This window comes from Zhihengliuella sp. ISTPL4, assembly GCF_002848265.1.
Taxonomy (GTDB): Bacteria; Actinomycetota; Actinomycetes; order Actinomycetales; family Microbacteriaceae; genus Microbacterium.
Map to the genome: position 1 here is coordinate 1,895,933 of NZ_CP025422.1, position 24,584 is coordinate 1,920,516.

Sequence of the window (24,584 nt, forward strand, 5' to 3'; positions counted from 1 at the left end):
CCGTGTCCGCCGGATCAGTTCGCGGTGAAGTACTGGTCGTAGATCTTCTGGTACTCGCCGTTGTCCTTCAGCTCCTTGAGCGCACCGTTGACGGCGTCCAGGAGTTCAGCCTTCTCGCCCTTCGCGAAGGCGAAACCGTAGGACTCGTCGGTCTCATAGGTCTCGACGATCTCGTAGGCGGAGTCGGCCTTCTCGTGCTCGAGGTTGACGGGCTGGTCCTGCAGGATCGCGTCGATCTGCCCGGCCTGGATGGCGGGCCACAGCTCGCCGTCGGAGGGGTACTGCACGAGCGTGGCCCCGGGCGCGTTCTCGGTGGCGTACGCCTCGCCGGTCGTGCCCTGCTGCACGCCGACGTTCTTGCCGTCGAGGTCGTCGATGGACTCGATTCCGGAGTCGGTCCGCACGAGGAGCGACTGCAGCGAGTCGTAGTACGGGTCGGAGAAGTCGATGTTGGCCTTGCGCTCGTCGGTGATCGTCATGGCCGAGGCACCCACGTCGCAGGTGCCGGCGGCGAGGGTCGTGCCGGACTGCAGCGCGTCGAAGCCCACATCCTGCACGGAGAGCTCGAGGTCGAGCTGCTCGGCGATCGCACCGAGGAGGTCGATGTCGAAGCCGGTGTACTCGCCGTCGTCACCCTCGAACTCGAACGGCGGGTAGGGGATGTCGGAGCAGACCGTGAGCTTGCCCGCCTCGACGAGGCCGTACTCGTCACCGGCGGCGGACTCGCCGCCGCTGCCCGCGTCGGAGGACCCGGTGGCGCATCCGGCGAGCGCGAGGGTGGCGGTGGCCGCGATCGCGAGGCCGGCGAAGAGGTTACGACGGGACATGTCGGCTCCTGAGAGTCGGGGGGCGGGTGAGCCCACGGACGGGTAGGAGTTCATCTAAACATGCGGCTCGTCGCGTGACCAATGACATCCCCTCGCGCCGCATCACGTTTGTGTTTCGGTGCCGCGGAGACGAGCTCGGTGCTCAGACCTCGGCGTCGACCGCCACACGACCGGAGACGACCGAGCGGATGTACCCGGCGACCTCCTCGTGCGCGGGGTGCACCTGATACTGCTCGAGATCCGCGACGGAGTCGAAGTCGGCGACCAGGGTCACATCCCAGTTCGCGTCGGGGTAGACGTCGTTCGCGCCGGCCCAGACGCTGCGCAGCTGCGGCACGACACCGTCGAGGGCGTTCAGTCGTCGGGCGACCTCGGCTGCCTGGGCCTGCCGCTCCCCCGGGTCCTCGGTGGCGAGCTTCCAGGTCACGACGTGGCGGATGGTCATCGCAGCTCCTTCTGGTCGGCGCGGGCGTCCGCGTCGACGGCTTCCTCCAGCGCTTCACGCAACCGGTCGGGGGACACGCGCCAGTGCGCGTGCAGTCGTCCGTCGATGAGGACGACCGGGATCTTCTCCCACCACTGCTCGTACAGGGCGGGGTCGTCCTGGATCGACGTCTCGACGATCTGGATGCGCTCCGCGGCGGCGTCCGGCAGTTCAGCGACGACCGCGTCGACGACCTCGGAGGCCACGGCGCACAGATGGCAATCGGGCTTGCCGATGAGGGTCAGCGTCGTCACGACGCCGGGACCTCCACCTCACGCCCCTGAGCGATCCACTCGCCGGTGCCGCCTTCGACGTTGGTGGCGTCGTAGCCTCGGGCCTCCAGCGCCTCGACCACACGGGCCGAGCGGCCCCCGGCCTGGCAGATCACGTCGAATGACTCGGCCGGGAGCTCGTCCAGGCGGTTGCCGATCTCGGACATCGGGATGTTCACAGCGCCGGGGACGTGGCCCGCCTGGAACTCGTGCACCTCCCGGACATCGATGAGGGGCGTGCCGGAGCGCTCGGCGAGTTCGGCGACGGTGATCGACTTCATGACATCCTCTCGGCGGTGCGGAACGGCGCGCAGAGACACAAAGCGCCCGTCCGGAGACAGGCGCTCGGTGTCTGGCCGCTTACTTCTTGTTGCGGCGCTGGTGGCGAGTCTTGCGAAGCAGCTTGCGGTGCTTCTTCTTCGCCATGCGCTTGCGGCGCTTCTTGATGACAGAACCCACGGAAACCTCACTAAGTCAGGGGCTGGGTGTCGCCGGAATCGGACACCCGGGTACGAGCACGAAAAATGCCTCGGATCATCCTAGCAAACTCAGGAGGGTGCCCCGCGCCCTCCGTCAGCCGGCGTCGGCGATGGGCCGCTGCAGAGCCTCCGCGACGGCGGACTCCGGCACGCGGTAGCTCCGTCCGAACCGGATGGCGGGAAGGTCACCGGCGTGGACGAGCCGGTACACGGTCATCTTGGACACGCGCATGAGCTCGGCGACTTCGGCCACCGTCAGGAATCGGACGTCTGGAACCTCGGGCATCCCACGTACCCCTTTCTCGATGAGCACACTCTATGGGGTCGCTGGGACGCGTGTAAACCCGCGTGGCTGCTGTGATCAGTGAGATACCGGAATGGTCGCGAACGCACGGACCGGGAACGTGCCGAACCCGCGGATCGCCGGCGGCGCTGCGGTGAACCGCGCGCCACGCGCGGGCAGGCTGTCCAGCGCGGTCAAGTGCTCGACGACGTGCACGCCCGCCGCGAGGAGGATGCTGTGCGCCGGCCGCTCCCCGCCGCTCACGGTGTCGTCGATGTTGAGCGAATCGATGCCGACCAACCGCACTCCGGCGTCCACGAGGAAGCGGGCGGCGTCCTCGGCGAGGAAGGGCGCGCCTGTGCCGTAGTCGGGGGTGCCGAACAGCCGGCTCCAGCCCGTGTCCAGGAGCACAGCGCTGCCACGGAGTTCACGATCGGCGAGCGTCGCCGCCCTGATGCCCCGCCGCTCCGGCGTCCAGGCGTCGCGGAGATGGAAGACCTCCGCAGGGAGCTCCACGAGGGTGTCGAGGTCGAGCGCCGCCAGGTCCGCCCCCTCCGCGTAGCGATGGAACGGCGCGTCGAGGTAGGTTCCCGTGTTGCCGATCATCGTGATCACGTCCATCGCGAACTCCGTCCCCGGCGCGTAGCGCTCCCGCGAGGCCGCGCGGGTGAGGTGCGGGGTGATGGTCGGAGCGGGCAGCCCGGGGTAGGTGACCATGCCCTCGGCGATCGGGTGGCTCAGGTCGACGACCCGCTCGGTGCGGCCGGCCGGCGCCGGTGCCGGGACGCCACGACTGCCCCGATGCGGCTCGGCGACGATCCGCAGGTCGCGGAGCTCGACCTCGCCCACGAGCGCCAGGCCGAGATGGGCGACGAGCAGGGCCGCGACCTCGTCCGCTGTCGTGTCCTCCCGGGGCAGGTCGAGCCGGAAGCCCTGTCCCTGCAGCCCGCCACCGTTGGCGAAGGTGATCGCGAAGTCGAAGTGCGCGCGGTACTCATCCGTCATGCGCCCATCCTGCCCGACGGGAGGATTCAGCCGGCTCTTTTCGCCTTCGCCACGCGCTCGCGCGCCTCCCGCAACGCCTGCCGCTCGAGCTTGCGGGCGGCGTGCAGCGCCTTCTCCGCCTCGCGGCTGGCCTTCTGCGCCTCCTTGAGCCGCTTGTCCCCCGCGAGCTCCGCCGGGTCGAGATCGACCCACTCCTCCGCGACGACATGCCCCTCCCCCCGCTCGAGGCCGACCATGTACGCGGCGACGCCGTCGAGCGTGCGCTCCACGGCGAAACGGAAGGGGTCGGCCGCCGACAGGAAGACGCCGTCTTCGATGGCCCGCCGCAGGGCGGGGAACTCGTCGGCGCTGATGACCCGGTCGAACAGCGACGCCTCACGGGCGGCGACCTCGTCCGGACTCAGCCCCGTCGACCGCGACTGCTCGCTGTAGCCGGCCTGCACGATCCCGCACCACCGGGCGTGGCCGGTCACGGCGAGCGCGACGGCCACGCGCTCATCCGCCGTGAGCGGGGTCCCATCGAGGGCTTCCAGACCGGCATCCAGCCAGGCAGAGCTGTTCGGTGTGACCGGCGACCCCGAGATCGGCAACGAGAGCATCCACGGGTGCCGCAGGTAGACGAGGATCTGCGCCTCGTACAGAGCGAGGAGACGCGCCCGCCACCCTTCGGCCTCCCGGTGACTCTCCGGCGGCAACCCGGTCGCCTCCTCCTGCATGAGGAGCAGAAGGTCGTCTTTGGCGGAGACGTAGCGGTAGAGGGACATCGGCGTGAAGCCCAGCCGCGCTGCGACGGCGGCCATCGACACGGCGCCGATGCCCTCCGCGTCGGCGAGGGCGACGGCCGCGTCCACGATCTTCTCGACGCTCATCTCGCGCTTGGGCCCGCGCTGGGGGTCCGCCGCGACACCCCAGGCGAGCGCGATCCCGCGCGGCAGTTCTGGCGGCTCGTGCTCCGTCATGATCTCATCCTACTTCTGTGTATTGCTTAAACAGTGTGTTACGGTCATACACAGTTGCGTTGCCCATACACAGTTTTGGTCATACACAGAAAGGATCCGCGATGGAGACAGCCATCGATGTCCGCGGCCTGCACAAGGCCTTCGGCGCGAAGACCGTCGTCGACGACCTGGAATTCGCCGTCGAACGGGGAGAGGTGTTCGCCCTCCTCGGGCCCAACGGCGCGGGGAAGACGACCACGATCAACATCCTCACGACCCTGATCGCCGCCGATCGCGGCACCGTCCAGGTCGCCGGCTGGGATGTGCGGACCCACCCCCGTGAAGTGCAGCGGCGGGTCAGCCTGACAGGCCAGTCCGCCGCCGTGGACGACGCGCTCACCGCGACGGAGAACGTCGTCATGTTCGCGCGACTCTCCGGCCTCGGGCGCACAGCCGCCCGGCGTCGGGCCGCCGACCTCATCGCCCTCTTCGACCTGACCGACGCCGCGAACCGCGCCGTCCGCACCTACTCGGGCGGCATGCGGCGCCGCCTCGACCTCGCCCTGAGCTTCGTCGTCACCCCGGAGGTGCTGTTTCTCGACGAACCGACGACGGGGCTCGACACGCGCAGCCGCCGGGACCTCTGGGACACCATCCGCGCCTTCGCCGATACCGGCACGACTGTCTTCCTCACGACGCAGTATCTCGAGGAGGCGGATCAGCTCGCCGACCGCATCGCCGTCCTCCACGACGGACGCATCGCGGCGCTGGGCACGGCCTCCGCACTGAAGGCCCGCGTGGGCGGCGACACCGTCGAGCTCCGCGATGACCGTGGAGAGCTGCGCCGGGAGATCCCGACCGACGGGTCGGTGCGCGACCTGCGCCGGGCCCTCGACCTGCTCGACGAGGAGGGCGACGACGGCACCGTCACCCTCCGACGCCCCACCCTCGACGACGTCTTCCTCGCCGTCACCGAATCCGGCGCCTCGACCGCAGACGCCTCCACCCGGAAGGAGCACGCATGAACACCCCCGTCGCGGCCGTGCCGCACATCACCGGCCTCACGGTCCCCACCGCCACACCGCGCGCCCGTCTCGGCGGCCTCACGGCCGAGACCGTCTTCGTCGGACGCAGCCTGCGCCACTCGCTGCGGGACGGCGAATCCCTCCTCATGGCGATCCTGCTCCCCGTCATGCTCATGCTGATGTTCACGTGGGTCTTCGGCGGGGCCATCGATCCCTCCGGGGCGTACGTCGACTACGTGGTTCCCGGCATCATCCTCACGTGCGCCGGCTTCGGCGCCTCCTCGACCGCCGTGTACGTGGCGAACGACATGCGCACCGGGATCATCGACAGGTTCCGCACGATGCCTCTCCGTGCCGGCGCGGTGCTCACGGGGCATGTCGTGGCCAGCGTCCTCCGCAATCTCGTGGCGACCGCCGTGGTCATCGGGGTCGGGGTGCTCGTCGGATTCCGGCCATCGGCGACGCCGATCGAGTGGATCGCGCTGACCGGGATGATCGCGCTCTACATCCTCGCGATCACGTACCTCTTCGCCGCGATCGGCCTCGCGGCCGGGAGCCCGGAGGCGGCCAACGGCTACGGCTTCATCCTGTTGTTCCTGCCGTACCTCTCCAGCGCTTTCGTCCCCGTCGCCAGCATGCCGGACTGGCTCCAGCCGGTCGCCGCTCATCAGCCGATCACGCCGATCGTGGAGACCATCCGCGCCCTCCTCATGGACACGCCGCTGGGGGCGGAGGCATGGTGGGCCGTCGGCTGGTGCGTTCTGATCCTGCTCGGCGCCGTGCTCTGGGGCGCGTGGTTGTTCGGACGTAAGGCGGGGCGGCGATGAGGGGCGCCGCCGTTCGCGGGTTCAGGCGCCGAGGCGCTTGAGGGCGTTCGTGACGACGTGCTTCGCCGACGCCGCGGCGCGGCCGACGACCTCGGCCGCGTGCGCGGCGCCGTCGGGGATCGGCGCGCCGGGATAGGCGATGTCGGGCGCCGCATCGCCGAACGCGTCGACGAGGAACGGGACCAGCCAGTCGTCGACGACCTCGAGCGGCGCGACGGACAGGCTGTAGAAGCGGCGCTGCCCGTCTTCGCGGACGGTCACGAGCTCGGCGTCGCGGAGGACTTTGAGATGCTTCGAGACGGTGGGCTGGCTGATCCCGAGATCCGCCACGATCTGGCTCACGCTCGTGCCGGACTCCCCTTCGGACGTGCGTCGGAGCAGGAGCTGGAGGATGTCGCGCCTCGTACCGTCTGCGATCACGTCGAAGATGTCCGTCATGTGTTCAGGGTAGTGCGCCCCGGCACGGAGTACCATGACGAAGGCTCGGCGAGAGGCGCCGCGCTGCCGCCGGGAAACGGACGGCGCAGAAGAAGGGGGCAGCGATGTCGGGCATCGTTTCGGCGTCGTCTCCTCGCACCGGTCTCCCCGGAGCCGCCGGCCGGGTGAAGCACCTCATCACTTCGTCGCCCTCCCGGTTCGCGATCGCCGTCTTCGCGCTGCTGATCCTCGTCTTCACGGTGCTGTTCTCGCTGCCCATCGCGTCGGCCAGCGGCACGGTGACGCCGCTCAGCGATGCTCTCTTCACCGCCGTCTCCACAATCTGCGTGACGGGCCTCGCGACCGTCGACATGGCCAACCACTGGTCGCCCTTCGGCCACGTCGTCGTCTTCATCGGCGTCAACATCGGCGCCCTCGGCGTGCTGACCCTCGCCTCCCTCATGGGGATGCTCATCTCGAAGCGCCTCGGACTGCGGGCGAAGCTCATGGCGGCGGGCGACACGAACCCGCTCCGCGCGCACGGCGGCGTGGTCAACGAGAGCCAGACGGTGCGGCTGGGCGAGGTGGGCCAGCTGCTCACCACGGTCGCCCTCTCCGCCCTCTTCATCGAAGCGGCCCTCGCCGCCCTCCTCTACCCGGCGCTGGTGATGGCGGGGGTGGACCCCATCGCCGCGCTCTGGGAGGCCCCGTACTTCTCGGCGATGGCGTTCACCAACACCGGCTTCGCACCGAACGACGGCGGAGTGGCCGTCTTCGCCGACGACTACCTCGTGCTGTCGCTGCTCATGGTGGGCGTGTTCCTCGGGAGCATCGGTTTCCCGGTGATCTACACGCTCGCGAAGCACGTCTGGCATGTGAAGCGCTGGTCGCTGCACTCGAAGCTGACCATCGTCACCACGGTGCTGCTGTTCATCCTGGGCGCGGCCGCCTTCCTGATCCTCGAGTACGACAACCCGAAGACTTTCGGCTCGATGGACGCCGCCGATACGACGTTCCAGGCGTTCTTCCTCTCCGCGATGACCCGCTCCGGCGGCTTCAACGTCATCGAGATGGACGATCTCAACGGTTCATCGCTGCTCGCCGCCAGCATGCTCATGTTCGTCGGCGGCGGGTCCGCCTCGACGGCGGGCGGCATCAAGGTGACCACGCTCGCGGTCCTCGCGATCGCCGTCTGGTCCGAGGCGAAGGGCCGTCAGTCCGTCGAGGCGTTCGGCCGCCGCATCCCCAGCGACGTGCAGCGCGTCGCCCTCAGCGTCGTGGCCTGGGGCGCCACGATCGTGGCCCTGTCGACCATCGTGATCGCGCAGATCACCAAGGCCGACATCAGCCATGTGCTCTTCGACGTCATCTCCGCGTTCGGCACCGTCGGGCTCTCGACGGGCCTGACCGGGGAGCTGCCGGATTCCGCCTCATACGTCATGGCCGCGACGATCTTCATGGGCCGCGTTGGTACAGTGACTCTCGCTGCGGCAGTCGCCGCGACATCGCGCACGCAGTACTACTCACTGCCCGTGGAAAGGCCGATCGTTGGTTGAAGTCCTTCGGGGCGACGCTCCCGTCCTCGTCATCGGTCTCGGCCGGTTCGGCGCCGCCTGCGCCGGCGAGCTCGACCGCCTCGACCGCGAGGTGCTCGCGATCGACGACAACCTCGAGCTCGTGCAGAAGTGGTCGGACCGCGTCACGCACACCGTGCAGGCCGACGCCCGCAACATCGACGCGCTCCGTCAGATCGGCGCGCAGGACTTCCAGGTCGCGGTCGTCGCCGTCGGCTCCTCGATCGAGGCGTCCGTGCTCATCACGGCCAACCTCGTCGACCTCAAGGTGCCGCAGATCTGGGCGAAGGCGGTCTCGCAGTCGCACGGCAAGATCCTGGCCCGGGTGGGCGCCAACCACGTCATCTACCCCGAGCGTGAGGCCGGCGAGCGCGTCGCGCACCTCGTGAGCGGGCGCATGCTCGACTTCATCCGCTTCGACGACGACTTCGTCCTGGCCAAGATGTACCCGCCGAAGTTCATCCGCGGCGTCGGCCTGAACGAGTCCGGTGTGCGCTCGAAGTACAAGGTCACCGTCGTCGGGGTGAAGAGCCCGGGCAAGCCGTTCCGCTACGCGGAGGCCAACACGATCGTGACGAACCACGACCTCATCATCGTGTCCGGGACGAACAGCGACATCGAGCGCTTCGCCGCCCTCGACCGCTGAGCTGCGGGGTCCTCCCCGCGACGGATGCGCCCGCCGCGCCCGCCGTGGTGGGATGGGGGCATGAGCGATCACGCCACGGCACCGCCCGTCCTCGCCCTCCGCGGGCTCCGCAAGCAGTTCGGTCAGAAGGTCGCCGTCGATGCCCTCTCGCTCGATGTCCCCGCGGGCTCGATGCTGGGGCTGCTCGGCCCCAACGGCGCGGGCAAGACGACGACGCTCGCGATGACCACCGGGCTCCTGCGCCCGGACGCCGGGACGGCGTGGGTGCTCGGCGCCGACGTCTGGCAGGATCCCGCCGTTGCGAAGGCGCGGATGGGGGTGCTCCCCGACGGCATCCGCATGCTCGACCGCCTCACCGGCGCCGAGCTCCTGCGGTACACCGGGCTGCTGCGCGGCATGCCGGAGGCGGAGGTCGTCTCCCGCTCCGGCGAGCTGCTCGACGCCCTCGGCCTGACGGAGGCGGGCGACACCCTCGTCGTCGACTACTCGGCCGGCATGAAGAAGAAGATCGGCCTGGCCTGTGCGCTCATCCACGCGCCCCGGCTGCTCATCCTCGATGAGCCCCTCGAGGCCGTCGACCCGGTCTCCGGACAGACGATCCGGCAGATCCTGCGCTCCTTCGTGGACGGCGGCGGCACGGTCGTCCTCTCCAGCCACGTCATGGAGCTCGTCGAGTCGCTGTGCGACCGCGTCGCCATCGTCGCCGAGGGGCGCCTGCTCGCCCACGGCGCCCTCGACGAGGTTCGCGCCGGGCTCACCCTGCAGGAGCGCTTCCTGGACCTCGTGGGGGCGCACGACCTCGGAACGGAGACGCTCGCGTGGTTGCGCTCCTCGTAAGCCTGCGGCTGCGACAGCTCGGCCATCAGCTCTCCCGCAACCCCTGGATGATCGTGACCCTCGCGATCGTGGGCCTCATCGCGCTGAGCATGCTGGGGCTGCTGACCGTCGGGCTGATCGCGCTGCGGGTGGGCGCTCCGGATGCCGCCGTCACCGCGATGGTGCTGACCGGCGCCCTCGTCGTCCTCGGGTGGTGGATCGGGTCGATCCTCGTCAGCGCGGACGACTCGCTGGCACCCGAGCGCTTCGCCCTGCTCCCGGTGACCGCCCGTTCTCTCCTCCCCGGACTCATCGTGGCGGGGATGACGACGATCGGCGGCATCGGCACCGCCCTGGCTCTGCTGCTGATGCTCGTGGGCTGGTCGGTCAGCATCCCGGCCCTCCTCGTCGCGGTGCTCATGATCCCGGTCGCGCTCGCCACCTGCGTGCTCGGTGCCCGGGTCGTCAGCGGGCTGCTCGCGGGATGGCTCGCCCGTCGGCGGACGCGCGACCTCGTCCTCACCCTCGGCGTGGTCTTGCTGGCCTCGTCCGGTCTCCTCCTCAACATCGGGCTGCAGGCGCTGTCGACCGTGCGCGACGTCGGCGGCGCCTTCACGACGGTCGCCGAGATCGCCGCATGGACGCCGGTGGCGGCCGTCTTCGGGGTCCCGGCCGCCGTGGCACAGGGCGACGCGCTCACCGCTCTCCTGCGACTGCTCGTCGCCGCCGGCACGCTCGTCGTCTTCTGGGTCGCCGCGCGCCGGATGCTCGCTGCGCGCCTGGTCGCGCCGCTGCAGTCCAGCGGGGGCGGTCGCGTGCGCTCGGGAGGGGTTCTCGACCGCCTGCTCCCTGCGGGCCCCGTCGGCGCCATCGCGGGACGGACGCTCCGCTACTTCCGCCGCGATCCGCGTCAGGTCGTCAACATCGTGATGCTCCTGCTGCTCCCCGCGATCTTCCTCGGGCTCGCGCTCATGAACGGACTGCAGCAGGACAGTGCCGGCTTCGCGCCCGCGATCACCCTCATCCCGGCGATCAACGCCCTCCTCGCCGGGAGCATCGTGCAGATGGCGATCGCCTACGACAACGACGCCGTCGCGCTGCACATCCTCACCGGGGTGAGCGGGACGGCGGACCGCGTCGGACGCCTGCTCGGGTTCGCGCTGGTGGCGGTGCCGATCACGATCCTCCTGTGCGTCGTGACCTGTCTGCTGGCCGGGCGTCCGGATCTGCTTCCTGGCAGCCTGGGTGCCGCTCTCGGGCTCATGGCGGTGTCGGCGGGCGCGGGCTCCTGGGTGGGCGCGTTCCTGCCGGGGCGAGCTCCGGCGCCGGAGGCCAACCCGTTCGGGCGCGGCTCCTCCGGGGGCGCGCAGTCCTTCCTCGCGATGCTGATCATGTCGCCGATCACCCTGCTGCTCGGGGGCCCCGCCCTCGGCTTCGCGATCGCGTCGATCTGGATCCCGCCCTTGGGGTGGGCGAGCCTCGCGGCCGCCGTCGTCCTCGGGGGCGCGGCATTGTGGGGCGGCACGGTCCTCGGCGGTCGGACACTGCAACGGCGCTGGCCCGAGGTGCTTATGGAGGTCGCCAGCGAGGCCTAGCCGCAGGCTCCCGCGCGGCAACAGGCACTCGCGCGAGTTCAGGCTCCAGGGGCACTGGCTGCCTGACCCCGCGTGATCGCCTGCTCCCACGCTTTCTCGCCGCAACAGGCACTCGCGCGAGTTCAGGCTCCAGGAATGCTGGTTGCCTGAACTCGCGTGATCGCCTGTTCTCGCGGGGTCGAAGCGCGCGAGAACGGGCGCGGGATCAGGCGCCGGCGGCGAGCTCCTTCGCGCGGGCGAGGGCAGCAGCAGCAGCAGCAGCAAAGGTGTCCGACAGGTGGGCTTCCTGGAGGACAGCGACGGCACGCTCGGTCGTCCCCTTCGGGCTCGTCACCCGGCGACGCAGCTCGGCGGGATCCTCCCCCGTGGAGTCGAGGAGAGCGGTCGCCCCGATGAAGGTCTGCTCGGCCAGCAGTCGGGCGTCCGCGTCGGTGAAGCCCATCTCCCGCGCAGCCTCGGTGAACTGCTCGATGAGGAGGAAGACGTACGCGGGGCCGGAGCCGGAGATCGTGGAGAGGGCATCGATCTGCGCCTCCGGGACCTCCACCACCGCTCCCACCGTCTCAAACAGCCGGCGCACGAGGGCGAGGTCCTCGGAGGTCGCCGCGGCACCGGCCGCGAGGCCTGTGACACCCTTGCGGATCGTCGACGGGGTGTTCGGCATCGAGCGGATGACGCGCGCCTCCGGCCCGAGGACGTCGGCGAAGGTCTGCAGCGTGACGCCCGCGGCGAGACTCACCACGACAATCTCGGGGCTCAGGTGCGGAGCGATCTCGCGGAGCAGGTCGGGGACCATCGCCGGCTTGACCCCGACGAGAACCACGCGGGCGTCGGCGACCGCGTCGGCGTTGCCGTCCGGCTGCTCGGACAGCGCGATGCTCGTGACGCCGTCGAGACCCGCGAATGCCGCCGCCTTCTCGGGCGTGCGGTTCGTGGCCGTGATCCCTCCGTCCACCGGGACGCCAGAGGCGAGCACACCGCGGAGGATCGCTCCCCCCATGGATCCGGCACCGAGGAACGCGAGGGACGGGAGCGCATCAGCCATGTCGTCATCCTACGGCGGGCGCTCCTGTGGCGGCCGGACTCCGTCCTAGACTCGTCGCATGAGTGCATCCGGAGGCAGCAAGGCCATCGTCGCGGCGTTCCTGGCGAACATGGGCATCGCCCTCGCGAAGTTCCTCGCGTGGGCCCTCTCCGGCTCGGCGTCGATGCTCGCTGAGGCGATCCACTCCGTCGCCGACTCGGGGAACCAGCTGCTGCTGATGCTCGGCGGGCGCAAGGCGAAGCGCCACGCGGACCGCTCGCACCCGTTCGGCTACGGCCGCGAGCGCTACGTCTACGCGTTCGTCGTGTCGATCATCCTCTTCTCCGTCGGCGGCCTCTTCGCGATCTACGAGGGCGTGGAGAAGCTCACCCACCCGCACGAGATCGACCAGACCTGGTGGTGGCTCCCGCTCGTCGTGCTGTTCATCGCGATCGGCCTGGAGTCGTTCTCGCTGCGCACCGCCGTGCGCGAGAGCAACGTCGTCCGCGAGAAGGGCCAGTCCTGGTTCTCCTTCGTCCGGCGGTCCAAGGCGCCGGAGCTCCCCGTGGTCCTCCTCGAAGACGTCGGGGCTCTCACCGGACTCACCTTCGCCCTGCTCGGCGTCGGGCTTACGCTCCTCACCGGCAACCCTGTCTTCGACGCCCTCGGCACCGTGATGATCGGCGTGCTGCTCGTGCTCATCGCGATCGTGCTGGGTGTGGAGACCAAGAGCCTGCTCGTCGGGGAGGGGGCGACCCCCGCCGACTACGACCGGATCGTGGATGCCATCAACGACGGCCCGGAGATCGAGAAGATCATCCACATGAAGACCCTCTACCTGGGGCCGGACGAGCTGATGGTGGCCGCGAAGATCGCACTCAGCGCCGACAAGCCGCTGCGCGAGGTGGCCGACGACATCGACGAGATCGAGGCCCGCATCCGCGCCGCCGTGCCGGTCGCCCGGGTCGTCTACATCGAGCCGGACGTCTACCGTCCCGCGATCGATCCGGAGCCCTCGACCGACGTGTTCGTCCTCAAGTCCTCGGACTGAGCGTTCAGCGACGGTCCTCGAAGAAGGCCCGGAGCAGGGCGATGGACGCGTGCTCGTCCGCGCCGCCGATCACCTCGGCGCGGTAGGGCAGGCGGCGGTCGCGCAGCACGTCGTACATCGAGCCGGCCGCTCCCGCCTTGTCGTCCCACGCGCCGAAGACCACCCGGCCGATGCGCGCCTGCAGGATCGCGCCGGCGCACATGACGCAGGGCTCGAGGGTGACGACGAGCGTGCAGCCGTCGAGATTCCAGGACCCGCGCACCGATGCGGCGGCGCGGATGGCCTCGATCTCGGCGTGCCCTGTCGGATCATGCGTGATCTCGCGGGTGTTCCGCCCTTCCGCCAGGACATGCCCGTCGGCATCGAGCAGGACGGCGCCGACCGGGATCTCCCCGGCGTCCGCGGCCTCGGCGGCGAGCTCGAGGGCACGCTGCATCGCAAGGCGGTCGGCGGCGGTCATGCCCCGAGCCTACGACAGCGCGCGATGTTCACCGCAGCACCCGATGTCGTGCGCGGACGCGGGGCGCATTAGCCTGTATCCATGCGTGTTCACGTCGCCGACCACCCTCTCATCACCCACAAGCTCTCGGTGCTGCGCGACGCGCGCACCCCGTCGCCGGTCTTCCGCCAGCTGACCGAAGAGCTCGTGACGCTCCTCGCGTACGAGGCGACGCGGAATGTGAAGGTCACTCCGATCGAGATCACGACGCCGGTCACCACGACCACGGGCGTGAAGATCTCGGAGCCGCGTCCGATCGTCGTCCCGATCCTGCGGGCGGGTCTCGGCATGCTCGAAGGCCTCGTCAAGCTCCTCCCCACCGCGGAGGTCGGTTTCCTTGGCATGGTCCGCGACGAGGAGACCTTCGAGCCCACCACCTACGCCGAGCGGCTTCCGGACGACCTCTCCGACCGTCAGTGCTTCGCGATCGATCCGATGCTGGCGACCGGCGGCTCGCTGGCCGCGGCCATCCAGTTCCTGTTCGACCGCGGCGCGAAGGACGTCACCGCGATCTGCCTGCTGGGCACCCCGGAGGGTGTGGCAGCGATCGAGGCGATGGCGGGCGACCGCGATGTGACCCTCGTCCTCGGAGCGCTCGACGAGCGCCTCGACGAGAAGGGGTACATCGTGCCCGGTCTCGGCGACGCGGGCGACCGGCTGTACGGCACGGTCTGAGGCCGCGCGCGCTCTCGTCAGAGGGCCAAGCGGTAGCCGCGTTCGTCGCCGTAGCGCGTGAAGCCGGCCCTCGCGAGGATCGGCGCTGAGGTCGAGACACGACCCTTGACGAGCGCTGTCCCCGCACCGCGCACGGCGCTCTGCCGCAGGCGCTCCGCGAGCACGGCCCGATAGACACCGCGTCCGCGGTCGGCTTCGAGCGTCGCCGCTCCCCACAGCCGGGTGAACCCGTCGACGATGGTGCATCCCCCCGTGCTCACCGCGCGCCCGTCGAGGCGCCCGAGCACCCGGAAACCGGTACCGTCATCGAGAGCCTCGGTGAGTTCGGCGAACTCGGCGCGCAGACCATCCTCGTCGAGCGGCTGCTGCTCCCAGACCGGGACGTTGATCGCATCGACCTCGCGGAGCTGGTCTCTCGTGCGCACGACCTCGGCCGAGACACCGGGCGGCACCTCGATATCGCTCCCGACGGTCGGGCGCGCGAACACCGTGACGGTGTCGAAATGCACGGCACCGCGGCGCCGAAGCTCGTTCTCGAGGTCGGGGTCGTCAGCGGGGTTCGTCCAGAACGTGAGGACGCTCTCGCCCCAGGCTCTGGTGCGATCCAGCGCCCCGTCCAGCACCTCGGCGGCGGGCCGCGTCGAGGTCACCTGCGAGCCACGGACGCCGCCCCCGAACCGCTCCGGGTAGCGCACGAGGAGCAGGTCGTCGCGGACGTGCTCGCTGCCGCGTGGGAACCAGGCCCACGCGGCAGCGGCACGGAGGACGTCCGCCGCGGTCGGCGTGCTGTCAGCGGCGGGCACGGACTCTTTCGTCGTCATGATTCCTCCTCTGCGGCCCCGACCAGGCGGGCGAAGGCACTGAGCCGGGCGACGCCCTCGGGCGTGTACGGCAGGTCGTCGAGCAACGCCGGCGAGTGGATGAGGTAGGCCACGACCTGGGCGCGGGAGATCGCCACGTTGAGCCGGTTCTGCAGCAGCAGGAACTCGGGACCCCGCGGAGCATCCCGGCCGCTTGACGCCGCGAGCGTCGTGATCGAGACGACCGCCTCCTTGCCCTGGAAGTTGTCGACGGTACCCACCGGGACCCCGCCGAATCCCGCCGCCGCGAGCGCATCGTGCACGAGCTGCCGCTGGGCGTTGTAGGGCGCCACGACGATGATGTCCTCCGGCGTCAGCGGGCGGACGCTGCCCTCCGCGTCGTTCTCGTGGAAGGTGCGGCCGACGAGGTCGCCGACGATGCGCACGACTTCGGCCGCTTCCTCCGGCGACTGGGTCGCGTTGCCGCGGTGCCGCAGCGGCACCACGTGCAGGCCCGGGTCGATGCCCTCGACCGCGCGCCGCTCGGTGCCGGGAGCCGAGGCGAGCTTCCCGGCATAGGCGAGCTTCGACACCGGAGCCGCGACATACGGGTGCATCCGCCAGGAACGGGCGAGGAAGTAGCCGTACTCCGGACGCACGACGGGATCGCCGTCCATCACCCAGCCGAGCGCAGAGGTGTCCACCGGCTCCGGGTGGGCGCCCTGGCTGACCTGGGGCAGCTGCTGAGGGTCGCCGAGGAGCAGGAGCCGCTGCGCACCGGCGGCCACCGCGATGGTCGAGGCGAGCGAGAACTGTCCGGCCTCGTCGATCACGAGCAGGTCGAGTTCTCCCCTGGCCACCCGCTGCGTGTTGCTGAAGTCCCACGCGGTGCCGCCCACGACGGCACCCTCGTTCTCGTGCTCGGCGAGGAAGGCTGCCATCCCGGTCTTCGGGATCACCGTGTAACCGGGATCGGCGTCGGCATCCTTGGGGCACTTCGCCACCTGACCCGGGGCGACGCCGTCGGCGACGACGCGCTCCAGGAGCGTCTCGATGATCGCGTGGGACTGCGCGACGACGCCGATGCGGAAGCCGTGCTCGTTGACGAGCCGGGCGATCACCTGGGAGCCGGTGTAGGTCTTCCCCGTGCCCGGAGGCCCCTGCACCGCGAGGTAGCTGCGGTCGAGGTCGAGGATTCCGCGGACGATCGCCTCGATCGGATCGTCGCCTGCGGTCGGAAGCGCGTTCCCCGACACCGTGCGCGGAGGCAGGCGGCGGAGGATGTCGGTGGCCGCGTCCTCGGGGAAGTCCGGGGCGGCCGCGTGCACCGCGTCCGCCCACTCGTCGATCGCCTGCTGCAGCGACACCACGCGAGGCGGCGCAGCAGGGGTCAGCGCGACGGGGAGGTCGTCCCAGGTCTGTCCCTGCACGGCGGACTCGACCACGAGGTACCCGTCGTCCAGCACCTCGACGACCGTGACCCCGTGCGGCACGTGCACGGCCCGCGACGGGACGTCGGTGTCGAACGGGGCCGGGACGTCGTAGAGCGCGAACGGCTGCGCACCGGGGCCGAGCGTCGTGCCCGGTGACACCTCGCCGCGGATCTCGAGCTCCCGCGACAGCACTCGGCGCCCCTCGCCGATGCTCCAGTCCCGGCGCACCCGCGAGCGGACGGCATCGACCTTCACCACATCACGCGTGCTGTCCCACATGGTGACCGGCTCTCGCAGCCGCTGGAAGTGCGCGACCCAGAAGCTCTTCGCCTCGCGGGGGAAGTAGTCGATGGCGGCCGCCGCGATCCGGTACACGAGCCCGTCGCCTCCGGCCTCCACCGCACGCTGCGCGTCAGAGAGAAGGGCGAGCGACCGCGGCGACGGCTCGTAGATGACCTCATCCGCGTCGTCCGGCGGAGCAGGCGTCACCCCCTCCGAGCGGGCGATCTCGATGAGCCAGTTGCGCAGCCGCCGGGTGGAGACGCAGTCGTAGCGGTTGTAATCGGCGAGGTCGGCGAACACGGCGTCGGCCTCGGCCTGCGCGCCCGCTGCCGCGAGCTCCCGCGCCGCGACGTACTGCACGATGGAGTCGTCACCCTTCTGGACGTCGCTCGTGCGCACGTCCTCCCCCATGTAGAGCGGCTCGAGCTTCTTGATGGAGTAGGACCGCGAACCGACCCGCACGGTGCGCAGCACCAGGGGGTACAGGTCGACGAAGACGCCCTCGCGGAGGAGGCGGTCCACCTCGCCCTCGCGCACCCCGTGGCGGGCGGCCATCGCGACCAGGTGGGAGGTCTCGTAGGGGGCGTAGTGGTAGATGTGCATGCCGGGGTGCGCGGCGCGGCGCACCTTCACGAAGTCGAGGAAGGTCTCCAGCGCCCGCCGCTCCTCTGCGAACGAGTGCGCCCAGAGAGCGGTGTACTGGTCGGCGTTGTCGACCCAGCCGAACAGGTAGTCGATGCCCCACTCCGCCTCGCCGTCGGGGGCGGGTTCGGTGTACAGCGGATCGCCCTCGAAGTCGAAGAAGATGTCGCCGTGGCTGGGCACCGGGAGGGTGTGGATCGCCGCGGCGTAGTGCACGTCGTACGTCGCCGCGCCCTCGGCATCCGCCCGCAGCTGCACGCGGGCCTGGGCGCGGAGGTTCTCGAAGGTGTCGACGTTCATGCCCTCGGGGGCCTTCGTCGCCGCAGCCAGGTCGTCGATCGTGAGGATTCCAGCGGCGCGGAGACGGGCCCGCTGCACCGGACGCATGCGGGCGACCATGAGGAGGTCCCGGTGGGCCAGCACCTGCTCCTCGCAGGTGGCGCAGCGCCCGCAGGCGACCACGCGCAAATCGCCGCGGTCGTCACCCCACGCGAGGGGCGCCCCGGCGGCGCCATCGGCCACGGCGCGGTCCGCGATGAGAGCGCGCAGCCGCGACCGGCGCACCCGGAACAGCGGAAGGAGGTCGTCGACCGCGTGCGTGCTGACGCTGTTGTCGCCGTGGATGAGGTCGACCTCGTCCGCGCGGGGGATGCCGAGTCGGTCGAGCTGGTCGACATATGCCGCGAGCTGCATGAGCGCGGTCACCCGGGCCTTGCGCGCGAGCTTCGAGTCCTGCACCCGCCAGCGCCCGTCCGCATCCCGGCGGAGGAAGTCGGCGAACCCGACGAACTCGTCGGTGGCGAAAGCCGCCTGGAAGACGACCAGCGCGTCGGACCGCAGAGCGCTCAGCGTCTCGTCGACGGCGGCCGCAAGCGCCTCAGGATCGCTCGAGGAGACCTTGGCGATCCGATGCACCCGTTCGTCGCCGAGCTCCCGGATGTAGCGGTCGAGCACGTTCTGCTCGTGCACGTCTCCCAGCTGAGCGGCGCGGAGGAGCGTCGCGTCCTCCGGCTCCTCGACCGCGGGGACCCGACCCAGCTTCGCGTCGATCGCCCGGGACCACGCGAACTCGCACTCGGCGGCCGCCTTGAGGTCGCTCGCGCTCCAGATGACCCGCTGCGCCTCTGTGTCGATCCGCACGATTCTCCCGTTCTGTCGGCTGCTTCGACACTATCCGCGGCATCCGACACGGCGAAAAGCGGGCGATCCCGCGCACGGGGTCCCGGTCAGCGCCACCAGGTGTCGTCGGGCGTCACGGGCAGATGACGCTTGTGCTGGGTCGCGAGATACCGTGCCTCGATGCGCCCGGCGACCTCGGGGTCGACCTCCCGGCCCTCGAGGAAGTCGTCGATCTGCTCGTACGTCAGCCCCAGCTCATCCTCGTCGGTACGCCCCGGCTGGTCGTCGAGGAGATCGGCCGTCGGGACCTTGAACGCCAGGCGCTCCGGGGCGTCGAGGAACTGCAGGAGGGAACGCCCCTGCCGCTTCGTGAGGCCGGCGAGCGGCAGGACGTCGGCCGCCCCGTCGCCGAACTTGGTGTAGAAGCCGGTGATGGCTTCGGCGGCATGGTCGGTGCCGATCACGATCAGACCCTCGTGCCCGGCGAGCGCGTACTGGGTGACCATGCGGAGGCGGGCCTTGATGTTCCCCCGGTTGAAGTCGGAGATGTCGCTGGAGACGGCGGACTCGATGTCCTTCTCGACGCCCTCGACCCCGTTCTGGATGTTCACCTCGATCGACGAGTCCGGCGCGATGAAGTCCAGCGCGGCCTGCGCATCGTCGGCGTCGTGCTGCACACGATAGGGCAGGCGCACCGCGAGGAAGGTCGCCTCCCCGCCCTCGGCACGCACCCGCTCGACCGCGAGCTGGGCGAGGCGCCCGGCGAGGGTCGAATCCTGGCCGCCGGAGATGCCGAGGACGAACCCCTTCGCGCCCGTCGTCCGCAGGTAGTCCGCGAGGAAGCCGACACGACGGTCCACCTCCGCTTCGGGATCGATGTCGGGCCGGGCGCCCAGGTCTTCCGCGATCTGCTTCTGCAACGACACGTTGTCCTCCGCTCATCGGTTCGGCTCCAGTATCCCCCTTCCCTGTTTCGTGCGGGTCACGCCACTGCGCCGGGACGCGTTATCCGGCCGCGACCTGAGAGACTGAAGCGGTGAAGCTCCTCGTCGCCGCCCTCGAGTCCGAACTGTCCGCCTTCCCGGAGGAGCTCGACGGCTTCGACCGGCTGGTCACCGGCCCCGGAAAGCTGCCGGCGACGTACGCCCTGACCCGCGCCCTCGACGCGAAGAGCTACGACGAGGTCGTCGTCGTCGGCACCGCGGGCTCCATCGAGAAGGGACGCCCGTACGCGGTGCACGAGATCGCGACGGCGGTGCAGCACGACGTGATCGACCTCGACGGCGTCGTCGGACGGCACGTCTCGCTTCCGCCGCAGGTGACCACGGGCCGCGAGGGCGTCGTGATCGCCACGGGTGACCACTTCGTGAACGACGCCGAGGTCACCGCCGTGATCCGGCCGATGGGTGCCGCCCTGGTGGACATGGAGACCTACGCCTACATCTGGGTGGCGGGGCAGTTCGGCGTGCCGATCCGTGCCTTCCGCGCCGTCTCCGACCAGGCGGAGGACGGCGCCCTGGCCGACTTCCGCGAGGCCATCGCCCGGTGCAGCATCGAGCTGCGCGAGGTGATCCGCGCCGAGTACGGGGTCTGACCTCAGCGCGTCTCGATGACGCTCGGTCCGTTCGGGAGCGCGCGGACCGTGAGCTGCGCGGGGATCTGCTCCTGCATGGCCTCGACGTGGCTGATGACACCGACCGTGCGCCCACCCTGCCGGAGCTCGTCGAGCGTGCGCATCGCGACGTCGAGCGTGTCGCCGTCGAGTGACCCGAATCCCTCGTCGATGAAGAGCGTGTCCAGGCGGATGCCCCCCGCGCGGGCCGTCACGACCTCGGCCAGTCCGAGGGCGAGCGCGAGGGAGGTGAGGAAGGTCTCACCGCCGGACAAGGACTGCGGAGGGCGGGTCTGCCCGGTGAACGCGTCGGCGACCACGATGCCCAGCCCGGACGCGGCGCCGCGCGCCGCCAGGGCGTCGGAGTGCTGCAGGCGGTAGCGCCCCTCCGACATGTCGTGGAGGCGGCGGTTGGCGGCATCGACGATCTCCTCGAGCTCCGCCGCCAGCACGAAGGTCTCCAGCGTCATCTTGCGCGTGTTCGCCCCCCGTCCGGCGATCGTGTCAGCGAGGGCCTGCAGGACCTCGAAGGCCGCGGCGTCCTCCGCCGTGCGGGCATGCTCGTCCTTCGCCGCGTCGATGAGGCCGGCCAGCCGCACCGCGTCGCCCGCCGCCTTGGTGGCCTCGTCGACGGCGGCGGACCATGCCGCTCTGGCGTCGAGCGCCGCCTGCTCATGAGGCGCGAGGTCGATCGGCTCCTCCGGCAGCGTGCGCAGCTCGAGGTCGAAGAGCAGGGCGCGCTCCTTCTCCCGTTGCACGGCGTGCGTCGTCACCCGCTCGTCGAGCTCCGTCTGCACCGCCGGCGGACGCAGCGCCGCGGTGGCGGCTTCGACGTCGGAGAACTCGGAGGCGTCGAGGGCGGCATCCCTCTCGGCAGCTGCCTCCGTCGCCGCCTGCTGCCTCCGCGCCCGTTCGGCTTCGGCGTCGAGGAGGCGGCGTGCGACGGCGAGGTGGGCGGTGGCCTCCGTCATGCGCTCAGCCGCCGACGCGTAGCTCCCTCGCGCCTCGTCGATCGCCGTACGGGCGGCCTCGTCGCGCTGGACGACCAGGGCGAGCTGCTCACGGGCTTCGGCGAGGGCCGCCTCGTCCTGGACGCGCCGCCCCTCGAGCGCGCTCTGCTGGGTATCGAGCTCGACGAGCTCGCTGTCGCGCAGCCGCGCGGCCTCGGCCGCGGCGAGGGCCTCCTTCTCGGCGGCCACGGCGGCATCGAGCTCGACCTTCGCCGTCTCGACGTCTCGTCCGTCCGCGCGCGCCAGAGCCGCAGCGAGCTCGACCTGCAGCGACGTGCAGGTCGCCGCCGCCTGCTGCTCGCGGCGCGCCGCCTCGTCCCTCCGGGTCTCCGCAGCCGCGATGTCCTCCACGGAGACCGCGGCGCTGTGGTCCGCCGGCGCCGGATGCTCCCGCGCCCCGCACACCGGGCAGGGGTGATCCTCGATCAGAGCGGACGCCAGCTCCCCGGCCATGCCGTCGATCCGGCGCTGGCGCAACTCGGCCAGAGCCGACTGCGCGGCGGCCTGCGCGGACGTCGCCTCGGCGAGGACCCGGTCGGCCGCGGCGCACTCCTGCTGCAGACGTTCCGCCTCTTCCGCCGCCTCCCGGCGGAGCTCGGCAGCGACGCGTGCGCTCTCCATGGCGGGGAGCCGGTCGCCGAGCCGACGGGCGTCGTCCCGCTCCGCGGTGAGGGCGGCGATCCGGCCGGGCAGCGCCGCGCGCTCCGCCTCGCCGTCGGCGCACCGGCGCTCGGCGGTGGCGACGGCCTCCTCTGCGGTGATGCGCTCGGCGGCGCGGCGCGGTGCCTCGGCCTCCAGCGCGACGGCGCGCTCCCAGACCCCGGACGCCCGTGTCCGGTCGGCGATCCACGCGTCGAGGTCGTCGGTCTCGACACCGAGCTGATCCCAGCCCGCGCGTGCGCGCTTCTCCGCAGCCACCGCGCCATCAGCCGCCGTCACGGCACGGTCCGCCGCGGTGATCGAGGACCGCAGCGCCTCGGCCGCCCGCGCCCTGGCGAGCTCCGCCTTCGCCTCGGCGATGGCTCCCTCCTCGGCGTCCAGACGCGCCATCGCCGCACGGGCACGGTCGCGCTCGCTCTGGGCACGTCGATCCTCGCGTGCTGCGGCCAGAACAGCATCGGCGGCCTCGAACCGCTTCTCCGCCTCCTGACGCTCGGCGGCGCGCCGTTCCGCCCGGTACGCAGCGCGAGCCTGCGCTCGCTCCAGCTCCGCCAGGCGATCGACCGTCGTGATGCCCTCCCCCTGCGCCTCCGGTCCGACATCGCCGTCGGCGTCGCCGGCGTCGCGCCCGAGGTCGGCATCCGTCACGAGGCGCTCGGCCTCGTCCAGCCGGGCGGACACCGTGGCGAGACGCGCCCCGAGGCTCTGCTCGGCGTGGCGCCGCCGCTCGTCGAACCGGGCCTGCACGTCTTCGAAACGCTCGGTGCCGAAGAGCCGGCGCAGCAGCGCCTGCCGGTCCCTGCTGCCCGCGAGCAGGAACTCCGAGAACCGGTTCTGGGCCAGCAGGATCACCTGCAGGAACTGCTCGCGGCTGAGCTGAAGGATGTCGTCGAGCTCGTGCGCGACGTCGACGGCCCGCGCCGCACGACCGACCCAGCCGTCGTCCGTGAGCTCCTCCAGGGAGACCGCCGCCGCCTGCTTCGTCAGGCCGCCACCCCGCCGGGCCGGACGGAGGTACTCCGGGGAACGTGTGACCCGGTACCGCCCCGACGGCGTGCTGAACTCGACGACCACCTCGGAGGGGTCGTCCGGTTCGCTGTGGTCGCTGCGGAGCCGCTTCTCCCCGCCGTCGTACCGCGGCACCCCGCCGTACAGCCCGAAGCAGACCGCATCGAGGATGCTCGACTTCCCCGCTCCGGTGCGGCCGGCGATGAGGAAGATCCCGTCGTCGGCGAAGGCGTCGAAGTCGACGGTCTGCCGCGCGCGGAACGGCCCGAACCCCTCGACCTCCAGACGATGCAGCCGCACTAGACGAGCGCTTCCGCGCGGACCCTGTCGTCGAGCACCTCGCGGATCAGCTCGCGTTCGACCTCGGTGGCTCCCTGGCCGGCGCGCACGTGCTCGAGGAACGCCTCGATCCGGTCGGCATCGGTCACCGCGGACCGCAGCCGCTCACCGTACGACCGCTCGAGCTCCTCTCCGGTCGCAGTGGGCTGATGTTGCACCATGGCACAGTGCGGGTACGCCTCGCGGAGCCGTCGCATGGGCTCGGTCTGCGGCACGGCGTCGGTATAGACGGCGCACACCCAGGCGTCGGCGTGCGCGGCCACGCTCTCTGCGGAGAGGATCTCCTCGAAGGTGCCCGTCAGCGTGACCAGGCGCCGCGGAACCGGCAGCTCCAGCCACTCGACGCCCGCGAGGCCGTCGGCATCCAGGTCGACGAGCCAGGAGCCGCGCGGCTTGTGCTGTTCGCCGAAGCTGTAGTGCAGCGGAGCGCCGGCGTACCGCACCCGCTCGCTCACCTGCTGGCGACCATGGATGTGGCCCAGCGCGACGTAATCGGGGCCGTCGAACGCACGGAGGGGGACGACATCCAGGCCGCCCTGCCGCACCTCACGCTCCAGACCTTCCGTCGGCTCCACTCCCGCGGCGAAGCAGTGGGCGATCGCGACCGACCGGCCCGCGTGCTGCTCGATGCCCGCGCGGACAAGGGTCATCGCGTGGGTCATGGTCTGCGCCTGCGTGCGCAGCTGGCGCCCCTCCGCGTCGCCGTCCGGCCAGTGCTGGCGCACGATCGCGGGCTCCAGGTACGGGATACCGAAGAAGTGCACGGGACCGTGGGCGTCGTCGATCGTGACGGGAGTGCCGACCGCGAGGGGGTCGGTGAGGACGTGGATGCCGTCACGCAGGAGCCGGGCCTGAAAACCCAGGCGGGCGGCGGAATCGTGATTCCCGCTCGTGACGACCACGCGTGCGCCCGTCTCGTGCAGAGCGACGAGGGCATCGCCGAGCAGGGTATAGGCGGCGGCGGAAGGAGTCGCGGAGTCGAAGACGTCCCCCGCGACGATGACGACATCGACCCCGTGCTCCCTGACCTGCCCGGTCAGCGCGGCGAGCACCTCGGCAAGCGCGTCCATGGTCGAGTTGCCATGGAACGTCCGGCCGATGTGCCAGTCCGAGGTGTGCAGGATCCGCATATCCCCACGGTACGAAGCACCTCGGACATTCCGTCCGAGGCGTGCCGCGTCGGCCGTGTCCCGACCGTCGTGCAACATCACCTGTGCGGCGCGCGGGGCTGCGCGATGCGAG

At 70.9% G+C, this 24,584-nt stretch carries 25 protein-coding genes; 9 read left to right on the forward strand and 16 right to left on the reverse strand.

The features are described from left to right. Nucleotides 1-14 precede the first annotated feature (14 nt). From CYL12_RS09080 to CYL12_RS09115, 8 genes are all read right to left on the reverse strand, one after another. On the reverse strand, nt 15-827 hold the full coding sequence (locus CYL12_RS09080) for a basic amino acid ABC transporter substrate-binding protein (protein ID WP_101847314.1): 813 nt from the start codon (nt 825-827) through the stop codon (nt 15-17). A 142-nt stretch (nt 828-969) separates the two neighbouring features. Continuing rightward, nucleotides 970-1,272, reverse strand: a complete 303-nt coding sequence (locus CYL12_RS09085; protein WP_101847315.1) for a Dabb family protein — start codon at nt 1,270-1,272, stop codon at nt 970-972. Then, nucleotides 1,269-1,565: a glutaredoxin family protein gene (locus CYL12_RS09090; protein WP_101847316.1), complete on the reverse strand. Its 297-nt coding sequence runs from the start codon at nt 1,563-1,565 to the stop codon at nt 1,269-1,271. Before CYL12_RS09090 ends, CYL12_RS09085 begins: the two co-directional genes overlap by 4 nt. Continuing rightward, complete coding sequence (locus CYL12_RS09095) at nt 1,562-1,864, reverse strand: rhodanese-like domain-containing protein (protein WP_101847317.1); 303 nt, start codon at nt 1,862-1,864, stop codon at nt 1,562-1,564. Before CYL12_RS09095 ends, CYL12_RS09090 begins: the two co-directional genes overlap by 4 nt. Nucleotides 1,865-1,943: 79 nt before the next feature. Next, a complete protein-coding gene (locus tag CYL12_RS09100; protein ID WP_003792170.1) occupies nt 1,944-2,042 on the reverse strand; it encodes a 30S ribosomal protein bS22 in 99 nt (32 codons plus the stop codon). A 114-nt stretch (nt 2,043-2,156) separates the two neighbouring features. Beyond that, complete coding sequence (locus tag CYL12_RS09105; protein ID WP_025104463.1) at nt 2,157-2,348, reverse strand: helix-turn-helix domain-containing protein; 192 nt, start codon at nt 2,346-2,348, stop codon at nt 2,157-2,159. A 75-nt stretch (nt 2,349-2,423) separates the two neighbouring features. Then, nucleotides 2,424-3,350 carry a cyclase family protein gene (locus CYL12_RS09110; RefSeq protein ID WP_101847318.1) on the reverse strand — a complete coding sequence of 309 codons (927 nt, stop codon included), beginning with the start codon at nt 3,348-3,350 and terminating at the stop codon, nt 2,424-2,426. A 26-nt stretch (nt 3,351-3,376) separates the two neighbouring features. Continuing rightward, nucleotides 3,377-4,309 (reverse strand): TetR/AcrR family transcriptional regulator, encoded by a 933-nt coding sequence (locus CYL12_RS09115; protein WP_101847319.1) that lies wholly within the window; start codon nt 4,307-4,309, stop codon nt 3,377-3,379. A gap of 101 nt (nt 4,310-4,410) precedes the next feature. Here CYL12_RS09115 and CYL12_RS09120 point away from each other — a divergent pair, with 101 nt between their 5' ends. After that, nucleotides 4,411-5,313: an ATP-binding cassette domain-containing protein gene (locus tag CYL12_RS09120; protein ID WP_101847320.1), complete on the forward strand. Its 903-nt coding sequence runs from the start codon at nt 4,411-4,413 to the stop codon at nt 5,311-5,313. Next, a complete protein-coding gene (locus CYL12_RS09125) occupies nt 5,310-6,140 on the forward strand; it encodes an ABC transporter permease (RefSeq protein ID WP_233486697.1) in 831 nt (276 codons plus the stop codon). Before CYL12_RS09120 ends, CYL12_RS09125 begins: the two co-directional genes overlap by 4 nt. A gap of 21 nt (nt 6,141-6,161) precedes the next feature. On the opposite strand, the gene CYL12_RS09130 is transcribed toward CYL12_RS09125, so the two are convergent. Further along, nucleotides 6,162-6,578 (reverse strand): ArsR/SmtB family transcription factor, encoded by a 417-nt coding sequence (locus tag CYL12_RS09130; RefSeq protein ID WP_101847321.1) that lies wholly within the window; start codon nt 6,576-6,578, stop codon nt 6,162-6,164. A gap of 104 nt (nt 6,579-6,682) precedes the next feature. Between CYL12_RS09130 and CYL12_RS09135 the strand changes: the two genes are divergently transcribed. Genes CYL12_RS09135 through CYL12_RS09150 form a run of 4 tightly spaced genes read left to right on the forward strand, consistent with a single transcriptional unit; the run spans nt 6,683 to nt 11,188 of the window. After that, complete coding sequence (locus CYL12_RS09135; protein ID WP_025104469.1) at nt 6,683-8,113, forward strand: TrkH family potassium uptake protein; 1,431 nt, start codon at nt 6,683-6,685, stop codon at nt 8,111-8,113. Then, a complete protein-coding gene (locus CYL12_RS09140) occupies nt 8,106-8,777 on the forward strand; it encodes a potassium channel family protein (protein WP_025104470.1) in 672 nt (223 codons plus the stop codon). The genes CYL12_RS09135 and CYL12_RS09140 overlap by 8 nt, the downstream gene beginning before the upstream one ends. Nucleotides 8,778-8,837: 60 nt before the next feature. Beyond that, entirely contained in the window at nt 8,838-9,614 is a 777-nt protein-coding gene (locus CYL12_RS09145; protein ID WP_101847322.1) for an ABC transporter ATP-binding protein, read from the forward strand. Next, nucleotides 9,596-11,188: a hypothetical protein gene (locus tag CYL12_RS09150; protein ID WP_101847323.1), complete on the forward strand. Its 1,593-nt coding sequence runs from the start codon at nt 9,596-9,598 to the stop codon at nt 11,186-11,188. Before CYL12_RS09145 ends, CYL12_RS09150 begins: the two co-directional genes overlap by 19 nt. A gap of 205 nt (nt 11,189-11,393) precedes the next feature. Here the strand turns inward: CYL12_RS09150 and proC are convergent, their stop codons facing one another. Further along, on the reverse strand, nt 11,394-12,233 hold the full coding sequence (gene proC, locus CYL12_RS09155) for a pyrroline-5-carboxylate reductase (RefSeq protein WP_101847324.1): 840 nt from the start codon (nt 12,231-12,233) through the stop codon (nt 11,394-11,396). Nucleotides 12,234-12,291: 58 nt separating this feature from the next. On the opposite strand from proC, the gene CYL12_RS09160 reads away from it, so the two are divergent. Further along, complete coding sequence (locus CYL12_RS09160) at nt 12,292-13,263, forward strand: cation diffusion facilitator family transporter (protein WP_101847325.1); 972 nt, start codon at nt 12,292-12,294, stop codon at nt 13,261-13,263. Between the two features lie 4 nt (nt 13,264-13,267). Here CYL12_RS09160 and CYL12_RS09165 read toward each other — a convergent pair whose 3' ends face one another. Continuing rightward, nucleotides 13,268-13,723, reverse strand: coding sequence for a nucleoside deaminase (locus tag CYL12_RS09165; RefSeq protein ID WP_101847326.1), 456 nt, complete (start codon nt 13,721-13,723; stop codon nt 13,268-13,270). 81 nt (nt 13,724-13,804) lie between these two features. Between CYL12_RS09165 and upp the strand changes: the two genes are divergently transcribed. After that, nucleotides 13,805-14,437, forward strand: a complete 633-nt coding sequence (upp, locus tag CYL12_RS09170; protein WP_025104476.1) for a uracil phosphoribosyltransferase — start codon at nt 13,805-13,807, stop codon at nt 14,435-14,437. 17 nt (nt 14,438-14,454) lie between these two features. Here upp and CYL12_RS09175 read toward each other — a convergent pair whose 3' ends face one another. The 3 genes from CYL12_RS09175 to nadE all read right to left on the reverse strand — a co-directional run bounded on the left by CYL12_RS09175 (nt 14,455) and on the right by nadE (nt 19,639). Continuing rightward, nucleotides 14,455-15,258: a GNAT family N-acetyltransferase gene (locus CYL12_RS09175; protein WP_101847327.1), complete on the reverse strand. Its 804-nt coding sequence runs from the start codon at nt 15,256-15,258 to the stop codon at nt 14,455-14,457. Next, entirely contained in the window at nt 15,255-18,734 is a 3,480-nt protein-coding gene (locus tag CYL12_RS09180) for a TM0106 family RecB-like putative nuclease (RefSeq protein ID WP_101847328.1), read from the reverse strand. Before CYL12_RS09180 ends, CYL12_RS09175 begins: the two co-directional genes overlap by 4 nt. Before the next feature lie 86 nt (nt 18,735-18,820). Next, a complete protein-coding gene (gene nadE / locus CYL12_RS09185; protein WP_101847329.1) occupies nt 18,821-19,639 on the reverse strand; it encodes an ammonia-dependent NAD(+) synthetase in 819 nt (272 codons plus the stop codon). Nucleotides 19,640-19,749: 110 nt separating this feature from the next. On the opposite strand from nadE, the gene CYL12_RS09190 reads away from it, so the two are divergent. After that, nucleotides 19,750-20,307 (forward strand): phosphorylase family protein, encoded by a 558-nt coding sequence (locus tag CYL12_RS09190; protein WP_101847330.1) that lies wholly within the window; start codon nt 19,750-19,752, stop codon nt 20,305-20,307. 2 nt (nt 20,308-20,309) lie between these two features. On the opposite strand, the gene CYL12_RS09195 is transcribed toward CYL12_RS09190, so the two are convergent. Together CYL12_RS09195 and CYL12_RS09200 are read right to left on the reverse strand one after the other, a co-directional pair. After that, nucleotides 20,310-23,303 carry an AAA family ATPase gene (locus CYL12_RS09195; RefSeq protein ID WP_101847331.1) on the reverse strand — a complete coding sequence of 998 codons (2,994 nt, stop codon included), beginning with the start codon at nt 23,301-23,303 and terminating at the stop codon, nt 20,310-20,312. Next, nucleotides 23,303-24,472: an exonuclease SbcCD subunit D gene (locus CYL12_RS09200; protein ID WP_101847332.1), complete on the reverse strand. Its 1,170-nt coding sequence runs from the start codon at nt 24,470-24,472 to the stop codon at nt 23,303-23,305. Before CYL12_RS09200 ends, CYL12_RS09195 begins: the two co-directional genes overlap by 1 nt. Between the last annotated feature and the right edge of the window lie 112 nt (nt 24,473-24,584).